Genomic DNA, 19929 nt, shown 5'->3' with positions numbered 1-19929 from the left:
AAAAGTTTCAAAATTAAAACAGCTTCTTTAGGAAGCTGTTTTATTATGGGGGCGGTAAAAGATTAAAGATTATTTTTGATAAATGAATTGGGGAAATCATGCAGCAAAAATCGGTTTATCTGGGTGCAATTTTGAGCGGGATGGTTTTGCTTAGCGCCTGTGACTCATCTAAACAAGATCAAAACTCAGATGAGCAAACGTCTATTTTTCAGAAAGATCAAGCGGATGTTTTACCGTATTTGAATATCAAGCAACAGGCGGCAGAAATTGCCTTGCCATTTTGTGAAAATAAAAACTGCATTGAATTAGAAGTACAAACTTTAAATACCCAAGATACATGGCTCAACAGTTGGATTGCAAAAAATCAGGCCATGGTGATTCAAGACCAAATTGGCTTAAAACAAAACATGAATTTGCAGCAAGCCGTAGATGCCTATGTGAAAAAATCCGATGCTTGGCAGGCACAATTAGATCAAAATAAAGCTTATGAATTGGCGATGTACACCCGTATGGCATATCAACGCAATCAATATGTTTTGTTGCAAGTCGGGGTAGATAGCAAACAGGAAGGCACGCAGGTCAAAGAACGCTATTATTTCTTTGTGGCAGATCGGAAGCAGCAAAAAGCCTTGTCTGTTTTAGATGTGATTGATGCCAAACAACAAACCCGTATGAATACTTTTGTACAGCAGGCCTATCAGGATTGGCTCAAAACACAAAGCAGTGACGTGCAAAAAGCAGCACCTGCCAAATTATACTGGGGGCAGGCAGATTGGTTTTTTGATGATCAGGGCTTAGGATTGCATTATCGCACCCATGAAATTGTCAAAGATGGCACGCAGTTAGATATTTACCTAAGCAAAGCACAAACACAACAAGTTTTAAAAGCAGACATCTATCCATCTATGTTTTAGTAGGTGAGTACGGTGACAAGCAAAAATAGATGAAATCAAGGTTGGATCCATGTTGAAAAATAAAAGTATTTTGGCGATCAGTATTTTAATTACAACGCTAGGGATTACTGCATGTCAGCCAAAGAAAACCGAACCAGAAACAGTCGAGCCAGAGCAGACGCAGGCGGAACAACAAAGCTTAAAACTGGTCGGGGATACTGAAAAACTGAATTTGTCGTTGCCTAAATGTGAAGGGAAAAACTGCCCTGAAATCTCAATTGAGCGTTTGAATAGCAATCAGGCCTTTATCGACCAATTTATTGATCAGAAAATTATTCAAGAATTGGCACAAATTTTAGAAATTGCGCCACAGCAGGCGGTTTCTGAAGCTGCTGCAATTGAGAATGCAGCCACTGCTGCAGATGCACCTGCCAGCAACCCCACTGCAGCAGCCATTGCTCAAGTGGAAACTTTGGCGCAAAAATTAGAAAAACAAACCTTGCCTTATGTGCAAACCTTTTTGGCGCTTGATCAGGAACTGAAAGCTTTAAGTTCAAATCATAAAATCAGTTTGATGATTAAGCCTAAAATTTTAAATGCAGATCAGCCTTTGGCAACCGTGGTATTGAATAGCAGCAGTTATTTGGGCGGAGCACATGGTGCATCGGCACAGCAATACTATAATTTTGATTTAGAAAAGAAAAAATTAGTGTTGTTAAATGACATTTTATTAGATAAGCAGCGTCCACAATTGGAACGTAAAGCTTACGAAGCGTTTAAACAATGGGTCATTGCATCTGAACTTTCCACCAATGTGGAAGAATATGAGCAAGCGTGGAAATTTAAGCTATCGGAAAATTACTATTTGGGTCAACAAGGATTAATTTTGCAATATGCGGAATATGAAATCGGTCCTTATGTCGTTGGTTTACCGCGTTTAACCATTCCTTATGCAGAACTACAGGGAATTTTAAAAGCTGCATATTTGCCTGAAACAGAAGCAGCCTCTGAAGCATCACCACAACCTGCCGAAGCCAGTGCAGCAAACACAACATCAACTAAAGCGAAATCTTAATATGAGCATTGCGCTGTTTGATACGCATACCCATTTTGATGTACCTGATTTTGACTCAGATCGGGATCAATTGGCGTATGCGGCAAAGGCGGCGGGCGTAGAACATTTGGTGTTGATTGGCTTTGTACAATCACGTTTTCAAGATTTAATCGCCACACAACAGTTTTTAAATCAACTTGAGCAGGTGCCACAAACTCATCTTGCACCAGGCTTGCATCCTTTTTATATTGAACAGCATCAAAGCCAGCATCTACAAGATTTAGAACAGTTTTTGCAACAACAGCATTGTGTCGCTGTGGGCGAAATTGGCTTAGATACTTTTTTAGCTGAACATAAACAGCCTGAAGCGTTTCAAAAGCAGCAAGATTTTTTTGCCGCGCAATTGGAAATCGCACGCCATCGACAAAAACCTGTACTGCTACATATTCGTAAGGCCCATGCCGAAACCTTAAAAATACTCAAACAACAACAATTTCAGTTTGGTGGCATTGCACATGCTTTTAGCGGTGGGGTAGAAGAAGCCAAAGCACTGATCAAATTGGGTTTTAAAATTGGCGTGACAGGTCAGATTACCAATCCCAATGCAAAAAAACTGCGCCGTGTTGTGCAGGAAATTGGTGCTGAACATTTGGTTTTGGAAACCGACTGCCCCGATATGACGCCTTTATGTTGTCAGGCAAATACTCAATCACGAACCCGAAATACCCCTGCGAACCTGATTTATGTGCTTGAAGGTTTAGCAGATTGTTTAGAAATTGCGCCGCAGACTTTAGCCGCACAGCTTTGGCAGAATAGTGTTCAAGTATTAGACCTGCCTAAACTTTAGATGAAACAACACGAAGTCTGCGAAACGCAGTAAAATGCCCACACTTTGAAATTAAATTTGATTGCAGCATGACAGATCTTCTTCAAGATGATGAATATGAACGCCGTTTTGCAGGTGTGGCCAAAATTTATGGCGACAGTGCTTTTCAGCATTATGCCCAAAGTCATGTCATGGTGATAGGAATTGGCGGTGTCGGCTCTTGGGCGGTTGAGGCGTTGGCACGTACGGGTATCGGCGAGCTGACATTGGTGGATATGGATGTGGTCGCAGCATCTAACATTAACCGTCAATTGCCTGCCATGAGCTCAACCTTGGGGCATGAAAAAATTAATGTCATGGCAGAGCGTTGTCGCGCCATTAATCCACGTATCAAAATTAATTTGGTCGATGATTACCTCAGTCCAGATAACGTCAAAGCGTTATTGGCGACTGTACCTGATTTGATTTTAGATTGCATTGATGACGTAAAAGCTAAACTAGCGTTGATGCTGCATTGTCGTTTTAACAAGATTCCACTGATTGTTTCGGGTGGTGCAGGTGGCAAACTTGATCCGTTGAAAATTCGAGTGGCAGATTTATCTAAAACCGAACAAGACCCAATGTTGGCCAAATTGCGCGCCCAATTACGCAGCAAAGGTATTTGTAAAAAGCCAAAAGAAAAGTTTGGGATTACCTGTGTGTATTCCATCGACAATCCATTTTCTAGTGCCGATGTATGCCCAAGCGCAGGCTTGCGCTGTGGCGGCTATGGTTCGGCGGTGGTGGTCACGTCCAGTTTTGCGATGGTAGCTGTGGCAGAAGTGTTGAAAAAGTTAGATGCCTTACAGGCTAAAAATACATAAATCAAAGCCATGCGAGGCATGGCTTATAAAAAAGTTCTTTGATTTTGCACATCGCCAATGACTTTATTCAGTAGGTCGTTGTAGCTGCTGCTCTTTTAAATAGTCTTCCGTACGCTGCATTGCTGCTTGAATATTGACCAATGCTTGCTCTACATCTGCAAATGTTTTGGCATTGCCGCCACTTAGTGCCTGACGCCATTTACGTGCACCTGGCAGGTTTTGGAATAAACCTAAAATATGGCGGGTAATGACAGAAAGTGGTGCACCTTGTTGTAGACGTTGTTCAATATACGGCAACATGCGCTGCATAATTTCAAAACGGTCAGGTAATTCTAGCCCCCATAATTGCCCAAGCTCTGCCAGTAAATAAGGGTTGTGATAGGCTTCACGACCAATCATCACCCCATCGACATGCTTGAGGTGTTGTTGGGTTTCGGCAAACGTTTTAATTCCACCATTAATTTCAATTAACAATTCGGGGCGGTCTTGTTTTAGGCGATACACATCCTCATAACGCAGAGGCGGAACTTCGCGGTTTTCTTTAGGCGATAAACCTTGTAATAAGGCAATTCGGGCATGCACGATAAAGTTATTGCAACCTGTTTGAGCCACAGTATCCACAAAATGCAGCATCTCTGCATAAGAGTGCATGTCATCAATCCCGATGCGATGTTTTACGGTCACAGGAATATCAACCGATTGACGCATGGCGGCAATACACTCTGCAACCAAGTCTGGTTCTGCCATTAAACACGCACCAATTTTATTGTTTTGTACTCGATCACTTGGGCAGCCAACATTCAGGTTGATTTCATCATAACCCCAGTCTTGTGCCATTTTACTGCAGGTCGCAAGGTCTTTCGGATTTGAACCGCCCAACTGCAAGACAATAGGATGTTCTTCTTTGCTGTAATCTAAATGGCGCTTGGTATCACCAAATAAAATTGCGCCAGTGGTTACCATTTCAGTATACAGAATGATATTGGGGTTAAATAAACGTGCAAAAAAACGGTAATCGCGGGTAGTCCAATCCATCATCGGGGCTACACTGATTCGAGGATTCTGTGTGTTGCTTGGTTTTGATAAAATACTCATTGAAAATCAACCTATTGAATCAGTGTTGTGTTGAATTTATTTGCATCTATTTCATCTTTTTTTGCTCTTTTTAAAATTTGATTTACGCCATAAATACGCCATAATAAGTAAAAATATCATAAGGCGTAAAAATGGGTACAATCACGCAGCGTAAGTTAGTCAATGGATCAATACGCTATCGTGCTGAAATTCGAATCAATCGAAAAGATTTACCAATATATAAAGAAAGTAAAACATTTGGATCGAAGAAAGTTGCAGCTATTTGGTTAGCAAAAAGGGAAGCTGAAATAGAAGAAAATCCTGAAATTTTGTTTGGTCAAGAAGATGTAATAGATCTAACTCTTTCTAACGCTATTTCGAAATATTTGGCGGAAGTTGGAGCTGAGTATGGACGAACTAAAACATATTCACTCAAACTTATTCAGAAGTTTCCAATCGCGCGGCATGTTATCACAAAAATTAAATCGACTCATATTGCGGAACATGTAGCTCTACGCAAAAAAGGCATTGAAGATCTAGGACTCGTTCCTGTTGCATCTAGTACACTCCAGCATGAGTTGTTACATATTAGAGGGGTGCTATCTCATGCAGCGGTGATGTGGGATATAGATATTGATCTAAATGCCTTTGACAAAGCGACAGCGCAATTACGAAAAACACGCCAAATTTCTTCAAGTCAGAAAAGAGATAGGCTCCCGACCAATGATGAGCTGATGGCACTTACAAAATATTTTGTACAAAAATGGTGTAATCCGAACTATAGCTATCCAATGCATTTAATTATCTGGTTTGCGATCTACTCATGTAGACGTGAAGCGGAAATCACTCGAATGAAATTAATAGATTTTGACAAGCATAACAACTCATGGAAAATACGTGATTTGAAAAACCCAACGGGCTCTAAAGGTAATCATAAAGAATTTAATGTGTTACCTGACTGTAAAAAAATTATTGAGCTTTTATTAGAGACGAAAGTTAGAGCTAGAATGTTGAAAAGAGGCTATGGTGATGAATATCTGATACCTCTGAGTCCAAAAACAATAGGTGGTGAATTTAGAAAAGCTTGTAAGTTGCTTGGAATAGATGATTTAAAATTCCATGATTTGAGACATGAAGGGTGTACCCGTTTAGCTGAGCAAGGTTTCACTATCCCCCAGATACAGCAAATTAGTTTGCACGATTCATGGGGGAGTTTGGAAAGGTATGTATCGGTTAAACGAAGAAAACAGACCCTTAATTTTGAGAATTCGTTAGAGCTGACTTCGTAAAAATTTCATACTCTTTAGCTTGTTCGTTGTAACGTTTGTCTAAAACAAAAGCTAAGTCAAAAATATCAACTAAGTATGGTGATTTTTGACTTTCATCTATCTTGTAGCAAATAAATGGAAATTCCTTTTTTCTCGCTTTTTCTAATATTTTTGCTTTACTTAGATGGGGGTAATACATGGCTGCCACTTGTTCAAGAGTGGGAGTCATGGTTTTAAATTGCATGAATAAATAGTCTGATAAATTCATTTTTACTGTACTCATTTGGGAACCTTTTAAAAGAATGTTAATTTTTCGAATTCTTAGTACATAGAACTAAGGTCTAGGTAACTAAATCAACTGAAATAATTGTAAATAAGATGAAATGGGTAATAATTCTGAAATAAGGGGAACTTTTTTAAGAATACACATTTATGCCAAAACTTAACGATTTTCAAAACAGCACAGTCAGACTATTAGATTATTTATATTTTCATGATGTTGCAGCCATGCAGAGCTTCTCAACAGAGAAGTTAAGTATATATAGTAAGTTATTAGCTACTATTGATTCATTGGCTTATCGTAGGTCTGAGGGCATGTTGATAGGGGAGCATTACAAACATTTGTTATTAATAGGAGTAGATTTTGAGTTAACTTTTGGAAAGGGTGAATTAATTAAAGATGATATCTATTTTAAAATGCAAGAAAAATATCGTGCCTACCTAATTCAACAAATAGAGTTATTGGGTTTTCAAATAGAATATTATAAGCAAGATTTAGATGAAGTATTAATCCAAATTCCAATCCAGTCAATTACTAGTGCTGCTGCTTTTAAAATTGTAAGTCAAGTTCTATATTTTGAGTACGATAATATAACTATAGGGGTACTTAGTAAATTTCTAGATTTTAATTTTTTAACATTAGCTAAATATCAAAAAAAGAATAAAGTCATCAATGAGAGTTTTTTAAATAAACTTTTCTATAGGGCGATGTTATTTCTAGAGTTTGACATTTTTAAAAATAACTTAATTGCAGAGTATTATTCCGAAGATCAGATTGTTAACTTAAATGATTTGGAAGATTATGAAAAAGTAGCAGCTGCCATTAAGGCTAGGGGGAAGGCCAAGTCATTAAAGGGGATTGAATATGATGGATTTTATAAGCTAAAGACTAAGAATGATCTGAAGAAGTTTCTAATAAATATTGAAGAGCGATTAGGACATAATCCCATTTTCTCAGATAGTTCGGCTAATTGGATTGCCTTAATCGGTGCATGGCATTTGATACTTAAGAAAGGTAATAATCTCGATAAACCATTGTTCAAAGAGTCCCCTCAATATATTGTGGACTCGGATATCTCATGTGCCAAGCTCGCAAGAAAAAAATTAGCTGACTTTGGTTTCTCTGTGTCTGAAAAAACTATATTTGACTGCTACGATCGTGTCTATGACATTTACACGCTTATACGTATAACTGTAGAGTGCTTGGTTGAAGAAAAAATGTATGGAATGAATGAAAGAGTGTTCATTCATGATTTTTACTATAATCCAAATTCTAATGCATTCTTTAAGAAGCAGTTACAAGCAGCTAAGGCTAAACTTTAAAATATTAGAGCATGCTTATTTATACAGGTTGAATAAACAAACACTATTTGAGAGCGCTATTCAGTACAGTTGTAAACGAATTAAATTTGTTTAATCCCGATCCCATTGAACGGCAGCTTGCTCATGTGTCACAGAACAGAATTCGCTCGGCATATAACCGAGCGCAATATTAACCAAGGGGGTCAGTTTTTAAATGCCGTTAGGGGGTCATTTTTACACTACCGAGGCTTTGTTGTATAAATATGTAAGTATCTGATTTAAATAAATTTAACTTTGGATCAAAAAATAATCAAAACTTTTTAAATCATATAGTTATGAAATCTTTGTGCAACAAAGCCGTTTAAAAGTGCTTTAAGCAAAGTGAATATGAGCTTAAATCAATAAAATTTTATTAAGATACCTATTTTCATTAGGTCTGCACGCACAAACCCAATCTTAGTTATATAATGGACTAGATTGGGTGTGACTGGTGGAAAGATTATTTTTACAAATATAGGTTTTCTCCATCGACTGAACAGCATTCTTTGGCATAGGTTTCATTGATGAGTCTTTCGATCATTTGCTCTTCGGTCAGACCATTCTTGAAAGCTAATGTAAGCAACGCTTCTCTAGCTCTTTTAGTTAATGCGTAATAGTGAGGTTTTTTCACCTTTTTCTCCTCACGGTGCTTTTTTTGATACCACGCGTTAGATAATTTTTTTCTTAAAGCATAGTGAATATTTTCATCTTCATAATAGATAATATCAAATATTGAGTTAATTAAAGTCTCATATTCAGATACATGTGATGCATCTCTTCTGTATCTCCTAAATTCTGAGTTTTCATTAATATACTTTTTAGCCCATACAAAAAAATCAGAGCATGGTGATTTAAAATGACTGTTGAATTTTGTGTATATTTTGTCAAATCGATAATATATATTTTCAATTGATCTAGAATTTTCATAATAAAAAGGGATTGTATAAGCCAGATAAAGGAGCTGGAAGTATAGATTTTTTATATCTAAAATTAAGCGATCTCCTTCTTTTTCATTCAAGACTTTGCATGCAAATTGTAAGAATCTTTGATTATCTTTAATTTTATTAAAGTCAAAAGAATGTATTGTGATTCTAGATTGAAAATCCTTTAAATCACGTAAAAAATAATAGATATCATCATCACTACTATTATTCATTTCATCAATTATAAATTTACTTATGTTCCTGAGTTTATCTAGGCTGTTCAGTTTTGCGATGTCTTTTTCTATAGCATCGTTGCTCTCCCGTATTCTGCGATTGTTATCAATATTTGGGCGATGATAGACATACAGTACCCAGATAAGATCTTCATCTCGAAGTTGTGTCAGGAATGATTTAAGATTGTCTAGTTCAGAATTGCGCATTTTGTATCCTGTTTCTAAAAAGCTTACGTCATACTTTAGGCAATAAAAACAATACCTTCTACTAAGTTTTTCGCTCTATTTCCCCTTGTTTTACACTATATTTTTAAAAGCTTTCTACTAGGGAATAAGGGTGTTATAAATAAAAAATGTTTAGGCAATATAAGTTTTTAATTTAATTTTTTTATAACTGAAATTAGGTACTAAAACGATATAGTCTAAAATTAATTTTATTCCTTAATTCTAGCTTTTTTGAGACTAGAGCCTGCATGAATTTAAGCGTAGAGCAGGGAGGAAAAGTTTTTCATGTGGAGAATAGGTACTGTACTACAGGAGGAATTTGGACTCCCTAAAGCTTTGGTTATTAATCTAATCGTTTATTATGTAACACTTTATTGTAAAGTAAACGTATATATATACTGAATTCCCTATCTCTTATGTAACTGTCACACACATAGGTTTAAACATGAGAGTTTTAATTAATCAGGAAAAACTTACACTTGAGATTGAGAAATTTTTAAAGCGTTTAAAAAGAGAACGTACAAAATGGTATGGATTCTATTCGCAGCTTACTAATCTGTTATTAGGCTTTAATGATATTTATGATCCCGATGATGAATACACAGGTTATCTTAAATTCTTTGTAATTCTGAGATATGACTTACAGAGAATAGACTCTGGTTATTTGGAACTTATGGATGAGTTAAAGATAATTAGGTACAGAGAGATAAGAAAATGGTTTTTAGATTTATTTGAGCTTTTCAAGAAAGATTATGAAACTATTGAAAAACAGAAAGATGAAAATAAAATTGAAGTGCAGGAATATTGTGAGTCAATAATTGGTAAATATAGCCGAATATTAGTTGCTCGGGTGGACTTGGGTTATTTACAAGAACATTCTAGTCGCATCAGAGTTGAAGATATTTATAATGATTTGGATATACTGCTTAATCGTATTCAAAATAAAGATGGCATATTTAAACATGTAGTCGGGTATATATGGGGAGTGGAACAAGGCGGTAAAAGTAAAGGTTTTCACTGTCACTTAGCAATCATCTATGATAATGCCTACCGTGCTGGAAGCGCGGAATATTGGGGGAATGAAATTATTGAGTTATGGAAGGATATTACTAGAGATTTTGGTCAAGGCTATAATTGTTGGAACCGTAAACGTGTAGCGGAACTTCGAAGTAAAGATGAGCTAGGGATCGGTGTGATTCATCGTCGCGATTCAACTCAAGTGGCAAATTTTATTAGAGCAATGGAATATATTGCTGATCATCATAAACGTACTCCTCAATACTTACGCGTTAAGCCAAGAGGGCGAAGAGTATTTGGTAAAGGTCAGTTAAGAGCGCAGTATGATAGGCGCTAAATGAAAATAATCTCAGATATATATTATCTAGATGAAAACAAGGTTTTAAATACTTTACAAGGCTTGCCAATCGGTGAGCCTTTGTCATTTCTAGAGGTATATATTATGAGTTTAAATTGTCCTTATTGTTTTTCGGATCAGATCATTCAGGTTGTTAATCAGCAGGTGAGTGGTTCTGATTCTACAGGTCTAGCAGCATCAGCTTCGTTCGCAACCATCGGTGCATCCATTTCAAAGGGTTTACCTTTGCCTGTATCACCACTGCTTGGCGGGCTTGCAGGTGCGGTCATTGGTGGTCTATTTAGCAGCATGTTTGATGAGCCGAAAAAGCCAATCACTATGACCTACTATCACTGTAATCAATGTCAGCAGAACTTCCGCTAACAACCTAGGAGATAAAAACGATGGCACATCAAATCGAACAAATCGCCTACGTTGGCGAAACCCCTTGGCATGGTCTCGGTAATCAGCTAAGTCCGAACCAACCACTCGAAGTTTGGGCACAGCAAGCTGGGATGGACTGGCGGATAGAATCCTCGAACGTCAGCTATATGGCACAGAATGAACGTGGTCAGAGCATTATCATGCCATTTGAAGAGCAGCGAGTGTTGTATCGTTCAGATACCCATGCACCTTTATCTGTAGTCAGTCAGCGTTATCAGGAAGTTCAACCTAAAGAGATTCTGGAGTTCTACCGGGATCTGACTGAGCAATCTGGCTTTGAGTTAGAAACCGCAGGGGTTTTGAAAGGCGGGAAGAAGTTCTGGGCATTGGCGCGTACAGGTCAAAGTACCGCGTTAAAGTCTAAGGATGTCAGTAATGGTTATATCCTGCTAGCTACTGCGTGTGATGGCACCTTGGCAACGACAGCACAGTTCACCAGTATCCGAGTGGTCTGTAACAACACGTTAGCCATTGCGCTACGTGGGCAGAGCAGTAGTGCTGGTGTAGTGAAGGTTCCACATAGCACCAAGTTTGATGCAGAGAAAGTGAAACAGCAATTAGGTATTTCAGTGCGTGCATGGGATGAGCACATGTATGAAATGAAACAGCTCACGCAGCGTAAGGTGAGTCAACAGGAAGCCAAAGCTTACTTTGATGCCGTGTTTAATAATAGCACCATGTCAATTTCCGATCCTGAAGAAAACATCATTCAGTTCTATCGTAATGTCGCGCAGCAAGTTCAGGAGAAAAAGCCTGAACCCAATGGTCGCGCCATGAATAAAGCTTTAGAGATGTTTAATGGGCAAGGACGCGGTGCTGAATTGTCATCCGCCAAAGACACTGCTTATGGCTTACTGTGTTCGATCACAGAATTTGTGGATCATGAACGACGTGCCATGAGTACAGATCACCGTCTTGATTCAGCTTGGTTTGGTGCAGGTGCAGGTCTTAAGCAACGTGGACTGGAACAGGCTTTATCTTTGATAGCCTAAGCTCATGTAATCCATCCAACCTTAAGCCCGCAAGTCTCAACAATCGCTGAGTACAGCACACACGTAACTCTCTCTACTTACTACTCACAATCAACAATCTGAATCAGCATGCATATCGCCATACCCGACCTTGTGTCGGGTATGGCTTTTTTATGCATTTCTTTTACAGAGATCAGAATTTATAAGGATAATTCCATGAATCAAATTGTATCTATTTCCCATCAGCCTACGACGGTAGGATCAAAGATTGTAGTCAATCCAACCATCACCACCAAACGCTCAACAGCAGCCAAGCGACTGGTCAACACCAAAGGGATGGAATATCAGGATTGGCTCGAAGTTCGTAAGCAAGGCATTGGCAGCAGTGATGCAGCAACAGCATGTGGCTTAAACCCATACATGTCGATGCTAGAACTGTGGCTAATCAAAACAGGTCGACAAGCTCAGTCCATTGAAGATGAAAGTACAGGTGTTGCCCCACTGTACTGGGGCAAACAGCTCGAACCTTTAGTGGCTGAGTATTACAGCATGCACACCAATAACAAAGTTCGTCGAGTCAATGCTGTATTACAGCACCCTGATCCCGATAAACACTTTATGTTAGCCAATCTGGATTACAGCGTGGTCGGCAGTGATGAAGTCCAAATTTTGGAATGCAAAACAGCAGGTGAGCATGGAGCAAAATTGTGGCGTGATGGTGTGCCTTTATATGTGCTTTGTCAGGTACAACATCAACTGGCGGTGACAGGAAAGCAGGCAGCACATGTTTGTGTCTTGATCTGTGGGCATGAAACCAAGATCTTCAAAGTGACACGGTCTGAATCAGTGATTGACCATATTGTCAAAGCAGAACGATATTTCTGGGAGTGTGTAGAAAAGGATATGCCGCCATCCGTGGATGCCAGTGAATCCGCAGCTAAAGCGATTCAACAACTCTATCCAGCGCATGTGCCTTTAACCGTAGAGGATCTCTCGCAAAATGAAAATGCCAATTTGATGTTCGACCAGCTCATCAAAATGAAAGAAGAGATTCAGCATCAGCAGGAACGCTTTGACCAGCTTAAACATGAAATCCAGATGATGATGCAAGACAAGGAAAGGGCGGTCTTTGCAAATGGCTCGGTAGTTTGGAAGAAAGCCAAGGATTCTATCAGCCTCAATACCAAAGCATTGCTTCAGCACCAACCTGAACTCATTGAGCTTTATCCACTTCAAAAGCAAGGCAGTCGTCGATTTAACATCTATACCGACTAAGCCCTATCTACAGCACCAAATCAAAAATTCACAAAAATCGCTCCCCGCTCTCTACCCTTCGGTAGAGAGCAAATCGGTCGCGATCTCTGTAGCACTTTATCTGGCTCTACATTCTTTGGGTAACTTATTTGGTCCTTGTTCCGACCTACATACATAGACCCAAATTTGTAAGGTAATACATTAAGGAATATCAACATGATTAAAGGTTTAGCAATTACTCCTCCAATACTCGGACGGATCAGTATTGGTCGGATGGTTGAAAAGAATGGCAAACGCCTACCGGAAAAGGATGACCAGTTCACCATTACTTCCCAGATTCAAAGCAAAGAAGGCTGGGTTAAACATCCACTGGATGATCAGCTGCGAGCGAATGCTCCGAATCAGAAGCTACGTTCAATCCCTGTCAGAATGATCTTTAATGATCCTGATTTAAACCTGCGTGCAGAATACAGCCTGTTTGACCGACAGACTGGAAGACCTATCTGTGTCGGTAATGGAGAAACCTGCCAGCGTTTAACCAATCAAGGGGTCGAGCAACATCCCTGCCCATCCCCTGATTTATGTCCATTGGCTCAAGGTGGCAACTGCAAACCTTATGGACGTTTACATGTGAACTTAGATGAATCGGATGAGTTTGGCACCTTCATCTTTAGAACTACAGGCTTTAATAGTATTCGGACTTTGGCTGCACGGCTGAGTTATTACCATGCAGCATCAAATGGCTTGTTGTCATGTCTACCCTTGCAGTTGATATTGCGGGGCAAGAGTACGACACAAAGTTATCGTCAGCCTGTGTATTACGTGGATCTGACTTTAAGAGAAGGGATTAGCTTGAATGAGGCGATTATTCAGGCGAAGCAAATTGATGAGCAGAGTAAGCAGGCGGGGTTTTATCAGGAGGCTTTAGACTTTACCGCAAGGAAGGGTTTTGCCAATGCACGGTTTGAAACGGATATAGAGGAAGGGTTAGATGTGCTGGAGGAATACTACCCTGAACAAGAACAAAACCGTTCGGTGGAGCAACAAGCTTCGCCTGAAGGGTTTGTGCAGGATATTCAGCAAGGGTTGCAGCGATCAGTCAGACCCGTCAATTAATCGATTGGTTGGAAAAGAGCAACTTTCTAGGTTGCTCTTTTTTTACGACATTATAAGACGTAGCAGTTGTTAAAGGACTATATTCGCTATGGTTATCTCGTTAAAATGACAAGCCTGAATTAATTCCTAATTTTTTTGTTAAGTGCATGACTTTTAATAAGTCATAGATATGCTAACTTAGCAACATTGTTTAACATTAAGTATAAAACCAAAGCGGTTGATCGTGGATTGAGGAAATAAAATGCATTCATTGGAACAAAAATTTCTAAATGACTTAGATGACAAGCTTTGGAAAGCCGCCGATAAATTACGCAGCAGTCTAGATGCCGCCAACTATAAGCATATTGTTCTCGGGCTGATTTTCTTAAAGTACGTTTCAGATGCTTTTGATGAACGACAGTCTGAGCTCAAGACTTTATTCGCTCATCAAGATGACAACAATATCTACTACATGGCACGTGATCACTATGATAGCGATGAAGAATACCTACAGGCTATTGCTGACGAACTAGAAATACTGGATTACTACCAAGAAAAAAACGTATTTTGGGTGCCCAAAGCAGCACGTTGGTTAAGTATCCGCAATGCAGCAGCTTTACCAATTGGCGCAATCATTTGGCAGGATGAGCAAGGACAGGACGTGAAGTTACGCTCTGTATCTTGGTTGATTGATAATGCTTTTGATGAAATTGAAAAAGCCAATCCAAAACTAAAAGGTATTCTGAATCGTATTGGACAGTATCAGCTGGACAATGACAAGCTACTTGATCTGATCAATACTTTTTCTGACACCAGTTTTACTAATCCAGAATATAACGGTGAGCAACTCAGTCTGCACAGCAAAGATATCCTCGGGCATGTCTACGAATACTTTTTGGGACAGTTTGCCTTGGCTGAAGGGAAGCAAGGTGGGCAGTACTACACGCCTAAAAGTATCGTCACCTTAATCGTTGAAATGTTGCAGCCTTATAAAGGTCGTGTGTATGACCCTGCAATGGGTTCAGGTGGATTCTTTGTATCCAGTGAAAAATTTATTGAACAACATGCTCAGGAAAAGCATTACAAAGCCTCCGAACAGAAAAAGCATATTTCTATTTATGGGCAGGAAAGCAATCCGACTACATGGAAATTGGCTGCTATGAACATGGCGATTCGTGGGATTGATTTTAATTTCGGTAAAAAGAATGCAGACAGCTTTTTAGAGGATCAGCATCCAGACTTGCGTGCTGACTTTGTTATGGCCAATCCGCCTTTTAATATCAAGGATTGGTGGCATGCTTCTCTAGAAAATGATGTGCGTTGGAAGTATGGTACACCGCCACAAGGCAATGCCAACTTTGCTTGGATGCAGCACATGCTGCACCATCTGTCACCTACAGGCAGTATGGCATTGTTACTTGCCAATGGTTCAATGAGTTCCAATACCAACAATGAAGGTGAAATCCGTAAAAACCTGATCGAAGCCGATCTAGTGGAATGTATTGTTGCATTACCAGGACAACTGTTCACCAACACGCAAATTCCAGCCTGTATCTGGTTTCTAACCAAGGACAAAAAGAATGGCTTGTCTTTAGATAAAAAGAAAGCCAACCGTGAAGGCAAGACTCTGTTCATCGATGCCCGTAATTTGGGCTATATGAAAGATCGCGTACTGCGTGACTTTACCGATGCGGATATTGCTAAAATCACCAATACTTTACATGCTTGGCAACAAGGCGAAAATTTTGAAGGCGAAGCCTATCAAGATGAGAAAGGTTTCTGCTTCTCTGCTGAGTTAAAAGATATACAAAAGCACGACTATGTATTGACTCCAGGACGTTATGTGGGTGCAGTCGAGCAGGAAGATGATGGCGAGCCATTCGCTGAGAAAATGCTGCGTTTGACCGCTCAGCTCAAAGAACAATTTGCTGAAAGTGCGGTCTTGGAAAGTGAGATTAAAAAGAACCTAAAGGGCTTGGGCTATGAGTTCTGATCATTCTTTATTGCTGGAAATTCAGAAGGGTGAAAGTCAAACCCTTGAATTTAAAGAGCAGTTACCGAAAGGGCAACAGGTCGCAAAGACCCTGATTGCTTTTGCCAATACCAGTGGTGGTAAATTGGTAGTGGGTGTAAGTGATGATCGCCAACTCGTAGGTATTCAAGATGATATTTTTGAGTTGCAAGATCAGATCACCTCAATGATCAATGAATTGTGTATGCCAAACATTCTGCCGTATATTTATATCGAGAATATCCAAGGCATAGAGTTGCTGGTGATTGAAGTCAGCCGTGGTTCATTATTGCCTTATTATCTCAAGCCGCAAGGCAAGGCACAGGGGACGTATATCCGTTTAGGTGCAAGCAATCGTGTGGCATCGCCTGAATATATTCAGCAACTTGAATTGCAACGTCTGAACCAGACCTTTGATGAACAGCCGAATCCGCAATACAGTTTAGATGACATAGATTTACAACCTTTAAAGCAAGCCTTTGCTGAGGTGGGTAAAGAGCTGTCTTTGCAAAAGATGCGGAATCTTAAATTGATCATTCAGCAGAATGGACAGGATTATCCTAGTCATGGGTTACTCATTTTGTTGGGGCTTTATGAGCAGGTTGAAATCAAATGCAGCCGCTTTAAAGGCACGACCATGACAGTGTTTTTGGATAAAAAAGAATACCGTGGAGACTTATTTAGTCAGTTGAAGCAAACAGAGCAATTCATCAAGAATCATCTGCATCTACGGGCAGAAATTTTAGGTTTGCAGCGTACAGAAAGTTTTGAAATTCCAATCCCAGCCATTCGTGAAGCCTTGGTGAATGCAGTGTTGCATCGTGACTATAGCAATGCAGGGCGTGATATTAAGGTCGGCATTTATGATGACATCCTGAATATTGTATCGCCGGGTGGTTTGCCAAATGGACTGACTGAAGAAGATTTGGCACAAGGTCGTTCAGAGATTCGTAACCGTGTTTTGGCGCGTGTGTTTAAAGAGCTGGGTTATATCGAGCAGTGGGGCAGTGGTATTGCCCGTATTAAAGATCTTTGTTTACAGGCAGGCAATGCAGAACCTCAACTGAAAGCACAAGGTGATTTTGTCGATTGGGATTTTTATCGTCCTTCGATTGAGGAATTAGGTGGCTCAATAGGTGGCTCAATAGGTGGCTCAATCCAAGAAAGTATATTGACAGATCGTCAAAAAGAGATTTTAGTTTTAATTCAACAGAACCCGAAAATTTCCTATCGTGCTATGGCGGAGCAGCTCAGTATTAATGAGTCAGCAGTGAAAAAGCATCTGAATCATTTAAAAGATGCAGGTTGGCTTGAGCGTATGGGTGGAACTCGTGGCTATTGGATGATTAAGAAAGAATTTGGGGGGGATGTGTGAGTATAATTTTCCAAAAAATCATGTTGGAAGAAATTGGTCAAATAGTGACAGGTAAAACGCCATCTTCTAATGTTATCGGAGCATTTAGTTCATCTGGAATTCCATTTGTAACACCTAAAGACATGGATGGTAGAAGGTGGATAGAAACCACTGAGCGTTATCTATCTGAAGCAGGAAGGCAATCATTAAAAAACTATCTTGTTCCTAAAGATAGTGTAGCTGTTTCGTGTATTGGTTCAGATATGGGAAAAGCTATACTTTTAAAAAAGGATTCTGTAACTAATCAACAAATAAATACTATTATTGTTGATGCTAGTAAACATAATCCTAAATACATTTATTATGTTTTAAGTCTAAAACAGGAGGAATTGAAGAGTATTGCAGGTGGCTCAGCAACTCCTATCTTAAATAAGGGGCACTTTAGTAAAGTTGTAATTGAATTACCTGATAAAGTTGATCAAGATAATATTGTTCAAGTATTAGATTCACTAGATTGTAAAATTGAATTAAATAACCAAATTAACCAAAATTTAGAATCTATGGCTCAAGCCATTTTTAAAAGTTGGTTTATCGACTTTGAGCCTGTACGCGCCAAAATTGCAGCTAAGCAGGAAGGCAAAGACACTGAACTTGCTGCCATGTGTGCTATTAGTGGTAAAAGTGAAGAAGAGCTTCAGCAAATGGCTGAAGATGATTTTGCTGAGTTACAAGCAACTGCTGCGTTGTTTCCTGATGAGTTGGTAGAGAGTGAGTTAGGAGAAGTGCCGAAGGGGTGGGAGGTTGGTTGCGTTGAAGATATTGCGACTGCAAAAGGCGGGTATGCTTTTAAAGGTTCACAGTTTGTGGAGAAAGGTTATCCTGTAATTAAAATTAAGAATATTACAGGTGATGGTAAAGTTGATATTCAAGGTACACAATGCATTGACGAAAAAACTGCTCGGAATGCTGCAAAATTCATGTTGCATGATTGTGATTTAGTTATGGCAATGACGGGGGCAACCGTTGGAAAAATTGGGTTAGTAAATACACACGGTAAATCTATTTATTTAAATCAACGGGTCGCAAAGTTTGAGTCAGAAAAATTTGGAGGTAAAATTAGTTACTTCTTATTCTGTCTGTTTAATAGAAAAGAATATTTTGAGCAGATAGTTGGTACAGCCCAGGGAAGTGCTCAACCTAATATCAGCTCTAGTGGTATTGAGTCAACAAGCATAATTGTTCCAAATTTTGAATTAATCAATTTATTTATTAAGAATACAGATTCTATATTTCAATATTGGCTAAAAAACGGCTCAATAAATAATTTTTTAAATCAAAGTAGAGATACTCTTTTACCAAAATTATTGTCGGGTGAGGTTGAAGTTGAAAACCTTTGATATGCCGAGAATATATGAATGGTCTGAGATAAAAGACGAATTTACGGACTCTTTGCTGGTAGGTAACGGTGGGAGTATGGCTCTAAGCAATAATTTTGTTTACGAGTCACTTTATGAAAAAGCCAGAGAAAAAGAAAATTTAGATCAGGCGACCCAACAGGTTTTCTCTAAATTTTATAAAGATAGTCATGACTTTGAGAGAGTCTTATATCGATTGTGGCAAGCTAATTATATTAATCATTTATTTAGTGTTTCTGATGAAGAAAAACAAAAAATAAAAGATGGTTATAACTTAATACAAAAAGCCTTACTTAAAGCAGTTAAAGATATTCATCCTAATCATAGAGAATTAAAGGGTCAGCTTTTTTTGGTAGGTAAATATCTTTCTCATTTTAAGACTGTATTTAGTCTTAATTATGATTTAATTATTTATTGGTCAATGTTGGAATATAATGATCAATATAAAAATGTCTTAAAAGATGGATTTATTACATCTGATTCATTAATTTCTAATTCTAAAGTATTTGCGAAAAGCAGAATTGAAATATTGAAAAAACCTTACAATGGTAATAATTCAGCTACATTAGTCTTTTATCCACACGGAAATTTAATTCTGCATAGAACCAAAAGTCAAGAGGGGAAAATCCAAGGTCACAAAGCAATTTATAACTCGATTTTAGAAAACATTGCAGATTTTTGGCAAGAAAATAATTCAATTCCACTGTTTGTTAGTGAAGGTACTTATCAGGAAAAGTTAGAAGTAATTAGCTCATCTAATTACCTTTCTTATGTTATCCATGAGGAACTTCCTAATGGGGGGGACTCTTTGGTTATTTATGGTTGGGGTATAGGTAAGCAAGACACACACATTCTAGAGCAGATTGCTAGAGGAACTTATCAACAGATCGCTGTATCTGTGTATAAAGGCAATAAAGAGGATGAACAAATAGATCGAGAAATAAAAGAAATTGTAGAGAGAATAATGTCTACTGCTAAGCATATTGATGAAGAAAATATTAAGTTTTTTAATGCCCAAAGTGTGGGTTGTTGGAATAATTAAGAGTTAAATC

The 19929-nt window shown here is 38.7% G+C and carries 18 protein-coding genes and 1 pseudogene; 16 read left to right on the top strand and 3 right to left on the bottom strand.

Annotated features, from left to right (window positions below):
- Nucleotides 1-98: 98 nt before the first annotated feature.
- From FTV28_RS08190 to FTV28_RS08175, 4 genes are all read left to right on the top strand, one after another.
- A complete protein-coding gene (locus FTV28_RS08190) occupies nucleotides 99-914 on the top strand; it encodes a hypothetical protein (protein WP_004974888.1) in 816 nt (271 codons plus the stop codon).
- A 49-nt stretch (nucleotides 915-963) separates the two neighbouring features.
- On the top strand, nucleotides 964-1968 hold the full coding sequence (locus FTV28_RS08185) for an RsiV family protein (protein ID WP_179990073.1): 1005 nt from the start codon (nucleotides 964-966) through the stop codon (nucleotides 1966-1968).
- A gap of 1 nt (nucleotide 1969) precedes the next feature.
- Nucleotides 1970-2794, top strand: a complete 825-nt coding sequence (locus tag FTV28_RS08180) for a TatD family hydrolase (RefSeq protein WP_179990071.1) — start codon at nucleotides 1970-1972, stop codon at nucleotides 2792-2794.
- Between the two features lie 68 nt (nucleotides 2795-2862).
- The gene (locus tag FTV28_RS08175) at nucleotides 2863-3636 is read left to right on the top strand and encodes a ThiF family adenylyltransferase (RefSeq protein ID WP_179990069.1); all 774 of its coding nucleotides are present in this window, start codon (nucleotides 2863-2865) and stop codon (nucleotides 3634-3636) included.
- Nucleotides 3637-3699: 63 nt separating this feature from the next.
- On the opposite strand, the gene dusA is transcribed toward FTV28_RS08175, so the two are convergent.
- Nucleotides 3700-4731 carry a tRNA dihydrouridine(20/20a) synthase DusA gene (gene dusA, locus FTV28_RS08170; RefSeq protein WP_179990067.1) on the bottom strand — a complete coding sequence of 344 codons (1032 nt, stop codon included), beginning with the start codon at nucleotides 4729-4731 and terminating at the stop codon, nucleotides 3700-3702.
- A gap of 131 nt (nucleotides 4732-4862) precedes the next feature.
- On the opposite strand from dusA, the gene xerC reads away from it, so the two are divergent.
- The gene (gene xerC, locus FTV28_RS08165; protein WP_179990065.1) at nucleotides 4863-5999 is read left to right on the top strand and encodes a tyrosine recombinase XerC; all 1137 of its coding nucleotides are present in this window, start codon (nucleotides 4863-4865) and stop codon (nucleotides 5997-5999) included.
- On the opposite strand, the gene FTV28_RS08160 is transcribed toward xerC, so the two are convergent.
- On the bottom strand, nucleotides 5965-6261 hold the full coding sequence (locus tag FTV28_RS08160) for a pyocin activator PrtN family protein (protein WP_029574588.1): 297 nt from the start codon (nucleotides 6259-6261) through the stop codon (nucleotides 5965-5967). The genes xerC and FTV28_RS08160 overlap by 35 nt on opposite strands.
- Before the next feature lie 149 nt (nucleotides 6262-6410).
- Between FTV28_RS08160 and FTV28_RS08155 the strand changes: the two genes are divergently transcribed.
- Nucleotides 6411-7580 carry a hypothetical protein gene (locus FTV28_RS08155; RefSeq protein WP_179990063.1) on the top strand — a complete coding sequence of 390 codons (1170 nt, stop codon included), beginning with the start codon at nucleotides 6411-6413 and terminating at the stop codon, nucleotides 7578-7580.
- 50 nt (nucleotides 7581-7630) lie between these two features.
- Nucleotides 7631-7753, top strand: a pseudogene (locus FTV28_RS13580) (integrase); the annotation flags it as partial.
- 311 nt (nucleotides 7754-8064) lie between these two features.
- On the opposite strand, the gene FTV28_RS08150 reads toward FTV28_RS13580, so the two are convergent.
- Nucleotides 8065-8961 carry a hypothetical protein gene (locus FTV28_RS08150; protein ID WP_179990061.1) on the bottom strand — a complete coding sequence of 299 codons (897 nt, stop codon included), beginning with the start codon at nucleotides 8959-8961 and terminating at the stop codon, nucleotides 8065-8067.
- A gap of 463 nt (nucleotides 8962-9424) precedes the next feature.
- Here FTV28_RS08150 and FTV28_RS08145 point away from each other — a divergent pair, with 463 nt between their 5' ends.
- The 9 genes from FTV28_RS08145 to FTV28_RS08105 all read left to right on the top strand — a co-directional run bounded on the left by FTV28_RS08145 (nucleotide 9425) and on the right by FTV28_RS08105 (nucleotide 19919).
- Complete coding sequence (locus tag FTV28_RS08145; RefSeq protein WP_179990059.1) at nucleotides 9425-10333, top strand: inovirus-type Gp2 protein; 909 nt, start codon at nucleotides 9425-9427, stop codon at nucleotides 10331-10333.
- A gap of 105 nt (nucleotides 10334-10438) precedes the next feature.
- Nucleotides 10439-10717, top strand: coding sequence for a hypothetical protein (locus tag FTV28_RS08140; RefSeq protein ID WP_045796794.1), 279 nt, complete (start codon nucleotides 10439-10441; stop codon nucleotides 10715-10717).
- Between the two features lie 20 nt (nucleotides 10718-10737).
- Nucleotides 10738-11769, top strand: coding sequence for a DUF932 domain-containing protein (locus FTV28_RS08135; RefSeq protein ID WP_179990057.1), 1032 nt, complete (start codon nucleotides 10738-10740; stop codon nucleotides 11767-11769).
- Between the two features lie 195 nt (nucleotides 11770-11964).
- Entirely contained in the window at nucleotides 11965-13023 is a 1059-nt protein-coding gene (locus FTV28_RS08130; protein ID WP_179990055.1) for a YqaJ viral recombinase family protein, read from the top strand.
- 195 nt (nucleotides 13024-13218) lie between these two features.
- Nucleotides 13219-14118: a hydrolase or metal-binding protein gene (locus FTV28_RS08125; protein ID WP_179990053.1), complete on the top strand. Its 900-nt coding sequence runs from the start codon at nucleotides 13219-13221 to the stop codon at nucleotides 14116-14118.
- A 241-nt stretch (nucleotides 14119-14359) separates the two neighbouring features.
- Entirely contained in the window at nucleotides 14360-16090 is a 1731-nt protein-coding gene (locus FTV28_RS08120) for a class I SAM-dependent DNA methyltransferase (RefSeq protein ID WP_179990051.1), read from the top strand.
- Nucleotides 16080-17483 (top strand): helix-turn-helix domain-containing protein, encoded by a 1404-nt coding sequence (locus tag FTV28_RS08115; protein ID WP_179990049.1) that lies wholly within the window; start codon nucleotides 16080-16082, stop codon nucleotides 17481-17483. Before FTV28_RS08120 ends, FTV28_RS08115 begins: the two co-directional genes overlap by 11 nt.
- Complete coding sequence (locus tag FTV28_RS08110; protein WP_368856240.1) at nucleotides 17480-18859, top strand: restriction endonuclease subunit S; 1380 nt, start codon at nucleotides 17480-17482, stop codon at nucleotides 18857-18859. The genes FTV28_RS08115 and FTV28_RS08110 overlap by 4 nt, the downstream gene beginning before the upstream one ends.
- On the top strand, nucleotides 18846-19919 hold the full coding sequence (locus FTV28_RS08105) for a DUF4917 family protein (protein ID WP_179990047.1): 1074 nt from the start codon (nucleotides 18846-18848) through the stop codon (nucleotides 19917-19919). Before FTV28_RS08110 ends, FTV28_RS08105 begins: the two co-directional genes overlap by 14 nt.
- Nucleotides 19920-19929: the final 10 nt, after the last annotated feature.

It is taken from the genome of Acinetobacter sp. YH12252, assembly GCF_013417365.1.
Classification (GTDB): Bacteria; Pseudomonadota; Gammaproteobacteria; order Pseudomonadales; family Moraxellaceae; genus Acinetobacter; species Acinetobacter towneri.
This window is presented reverse-complemented; position numbering and strand designations above follow the sequence as displayed.

What these genes read in the sequence shown, in the direction of transcription:
- FTV28_RS08190 (WP_004974888.1), top strand. Translation starts at nt 99, where the DNA reads ATGCAGCAAAAATCGGTTTATCTGGGTGCAATTTTGAGCGGGATGGTT.
- FTV28_RS08185 (WP_179990073.1), top strand. Translation starts at nt 964, where the DNA reads ATGTTGAAAAATAAAAGTATTTTGGCGATCAGTATTTTAATTACAACG.
- FTV28_RS08180 (WP_179990071.1), top strand. Translation starts at nt 1,970, where the DNA reads ATGAGCATTGCGCTGTTTGATACGCATACCCATTTTGATGTACCTGAT.
- FTV28_RS08175 (WP_179990069.1), top strand. Translation starts at nt 2,863, where the DNA reads ATGACAGATCTTCTTCAAGATGATGAATATGAACGCCGTTTTGCAGGT.
- dusA (WP_179990067.1), bottom strand. Translation starts at nt 4,731, where the DNA reads ATGAGTATTTTATCAAAACCAAGCAACACACAGAATCCTCGAATCAGT.
- xerC (WP_179990065.1), top strand. Translation starts at nt 4,863, where the DNA reads ATGGGTACAATCACGCAGCGTAAGTTAGTCAATGGATCAATACGCTAT.
- FTV28_RS08160 (WP_029574588.1), bottom strand. Translation starts at nt 6,261, where the DNA reads ATGAGTACAGTAAAAATGAATTTATCAGACTATTTATTCATGCAATTT.
- FTV28_RS08155 (WP_179990063.1), top strand. Translation starts at nt 6,411, where the DNA reads ATGCCAAAACTTAACGATTTTCAAAACAGCACAGTCAGACTATTAGAT.
- FTV28_RS08150 (WP_179990061.1), bottom strand. Translation starts at nt 8,961, where the DNA reads ATGCGCAATTCTGAACTAGACAATCTTAAATCATTCCTGACACAACTT.
- FTV28_RS08145 (WP_179990059.1), top strand. Translation starts at nt 9,425, where the DNA reads ATGAGAGTTTTAATTAATCAGGAAAAACTTACACTTGAGATTGAGAAA.
- FTV28_RS08140 (WP_045796794.1), top strand. Translation starts at nt 10,439, where the DNA reads ATGAGTTTAAATTGTCCTTATTGTTTTTCGGATCAGATCATTCAGGTT.
- FTV28_RS08135 (WP_179990057.1), top strand. Translation starts at nt 10,738, where the DNA reads ATGGCACATCAAATCGAACAAATCGCCTACGTTGGCGAAACCCCTTGG.
- FTV28_RS08130 (WP_179990055.1), top strand. Translation starts at nt 11,965, where the DNA reads ATGAATCAAATTGTATCTATTTCCCATCAGCCTACGACGGTAGGATCA.
- FTV28_RS08125 (WP_179990053.1), top strand. Translation starts at nt 13,219, where the DNA reads ATGATTAAAGGTTTAGCAATTACTCCTCCAATACTCGGACGGATCAGT.
- FTV28_RS08120 (WP_179990051.1), top strand. Translation starts at nt 14,360, where the DNA reads ATGCATTCATTGGAACAAAAATTTCTAAATGACTTAGATGACAAGCTT.
- FTV28_RS08115 (WP_179990049.1), top strand. Translation starts at nt 16,080, where the DNA reads ATGAGTTCTGATCATTCTTTATTGCTGGAAATTCAGAAGGGTGAAAGT.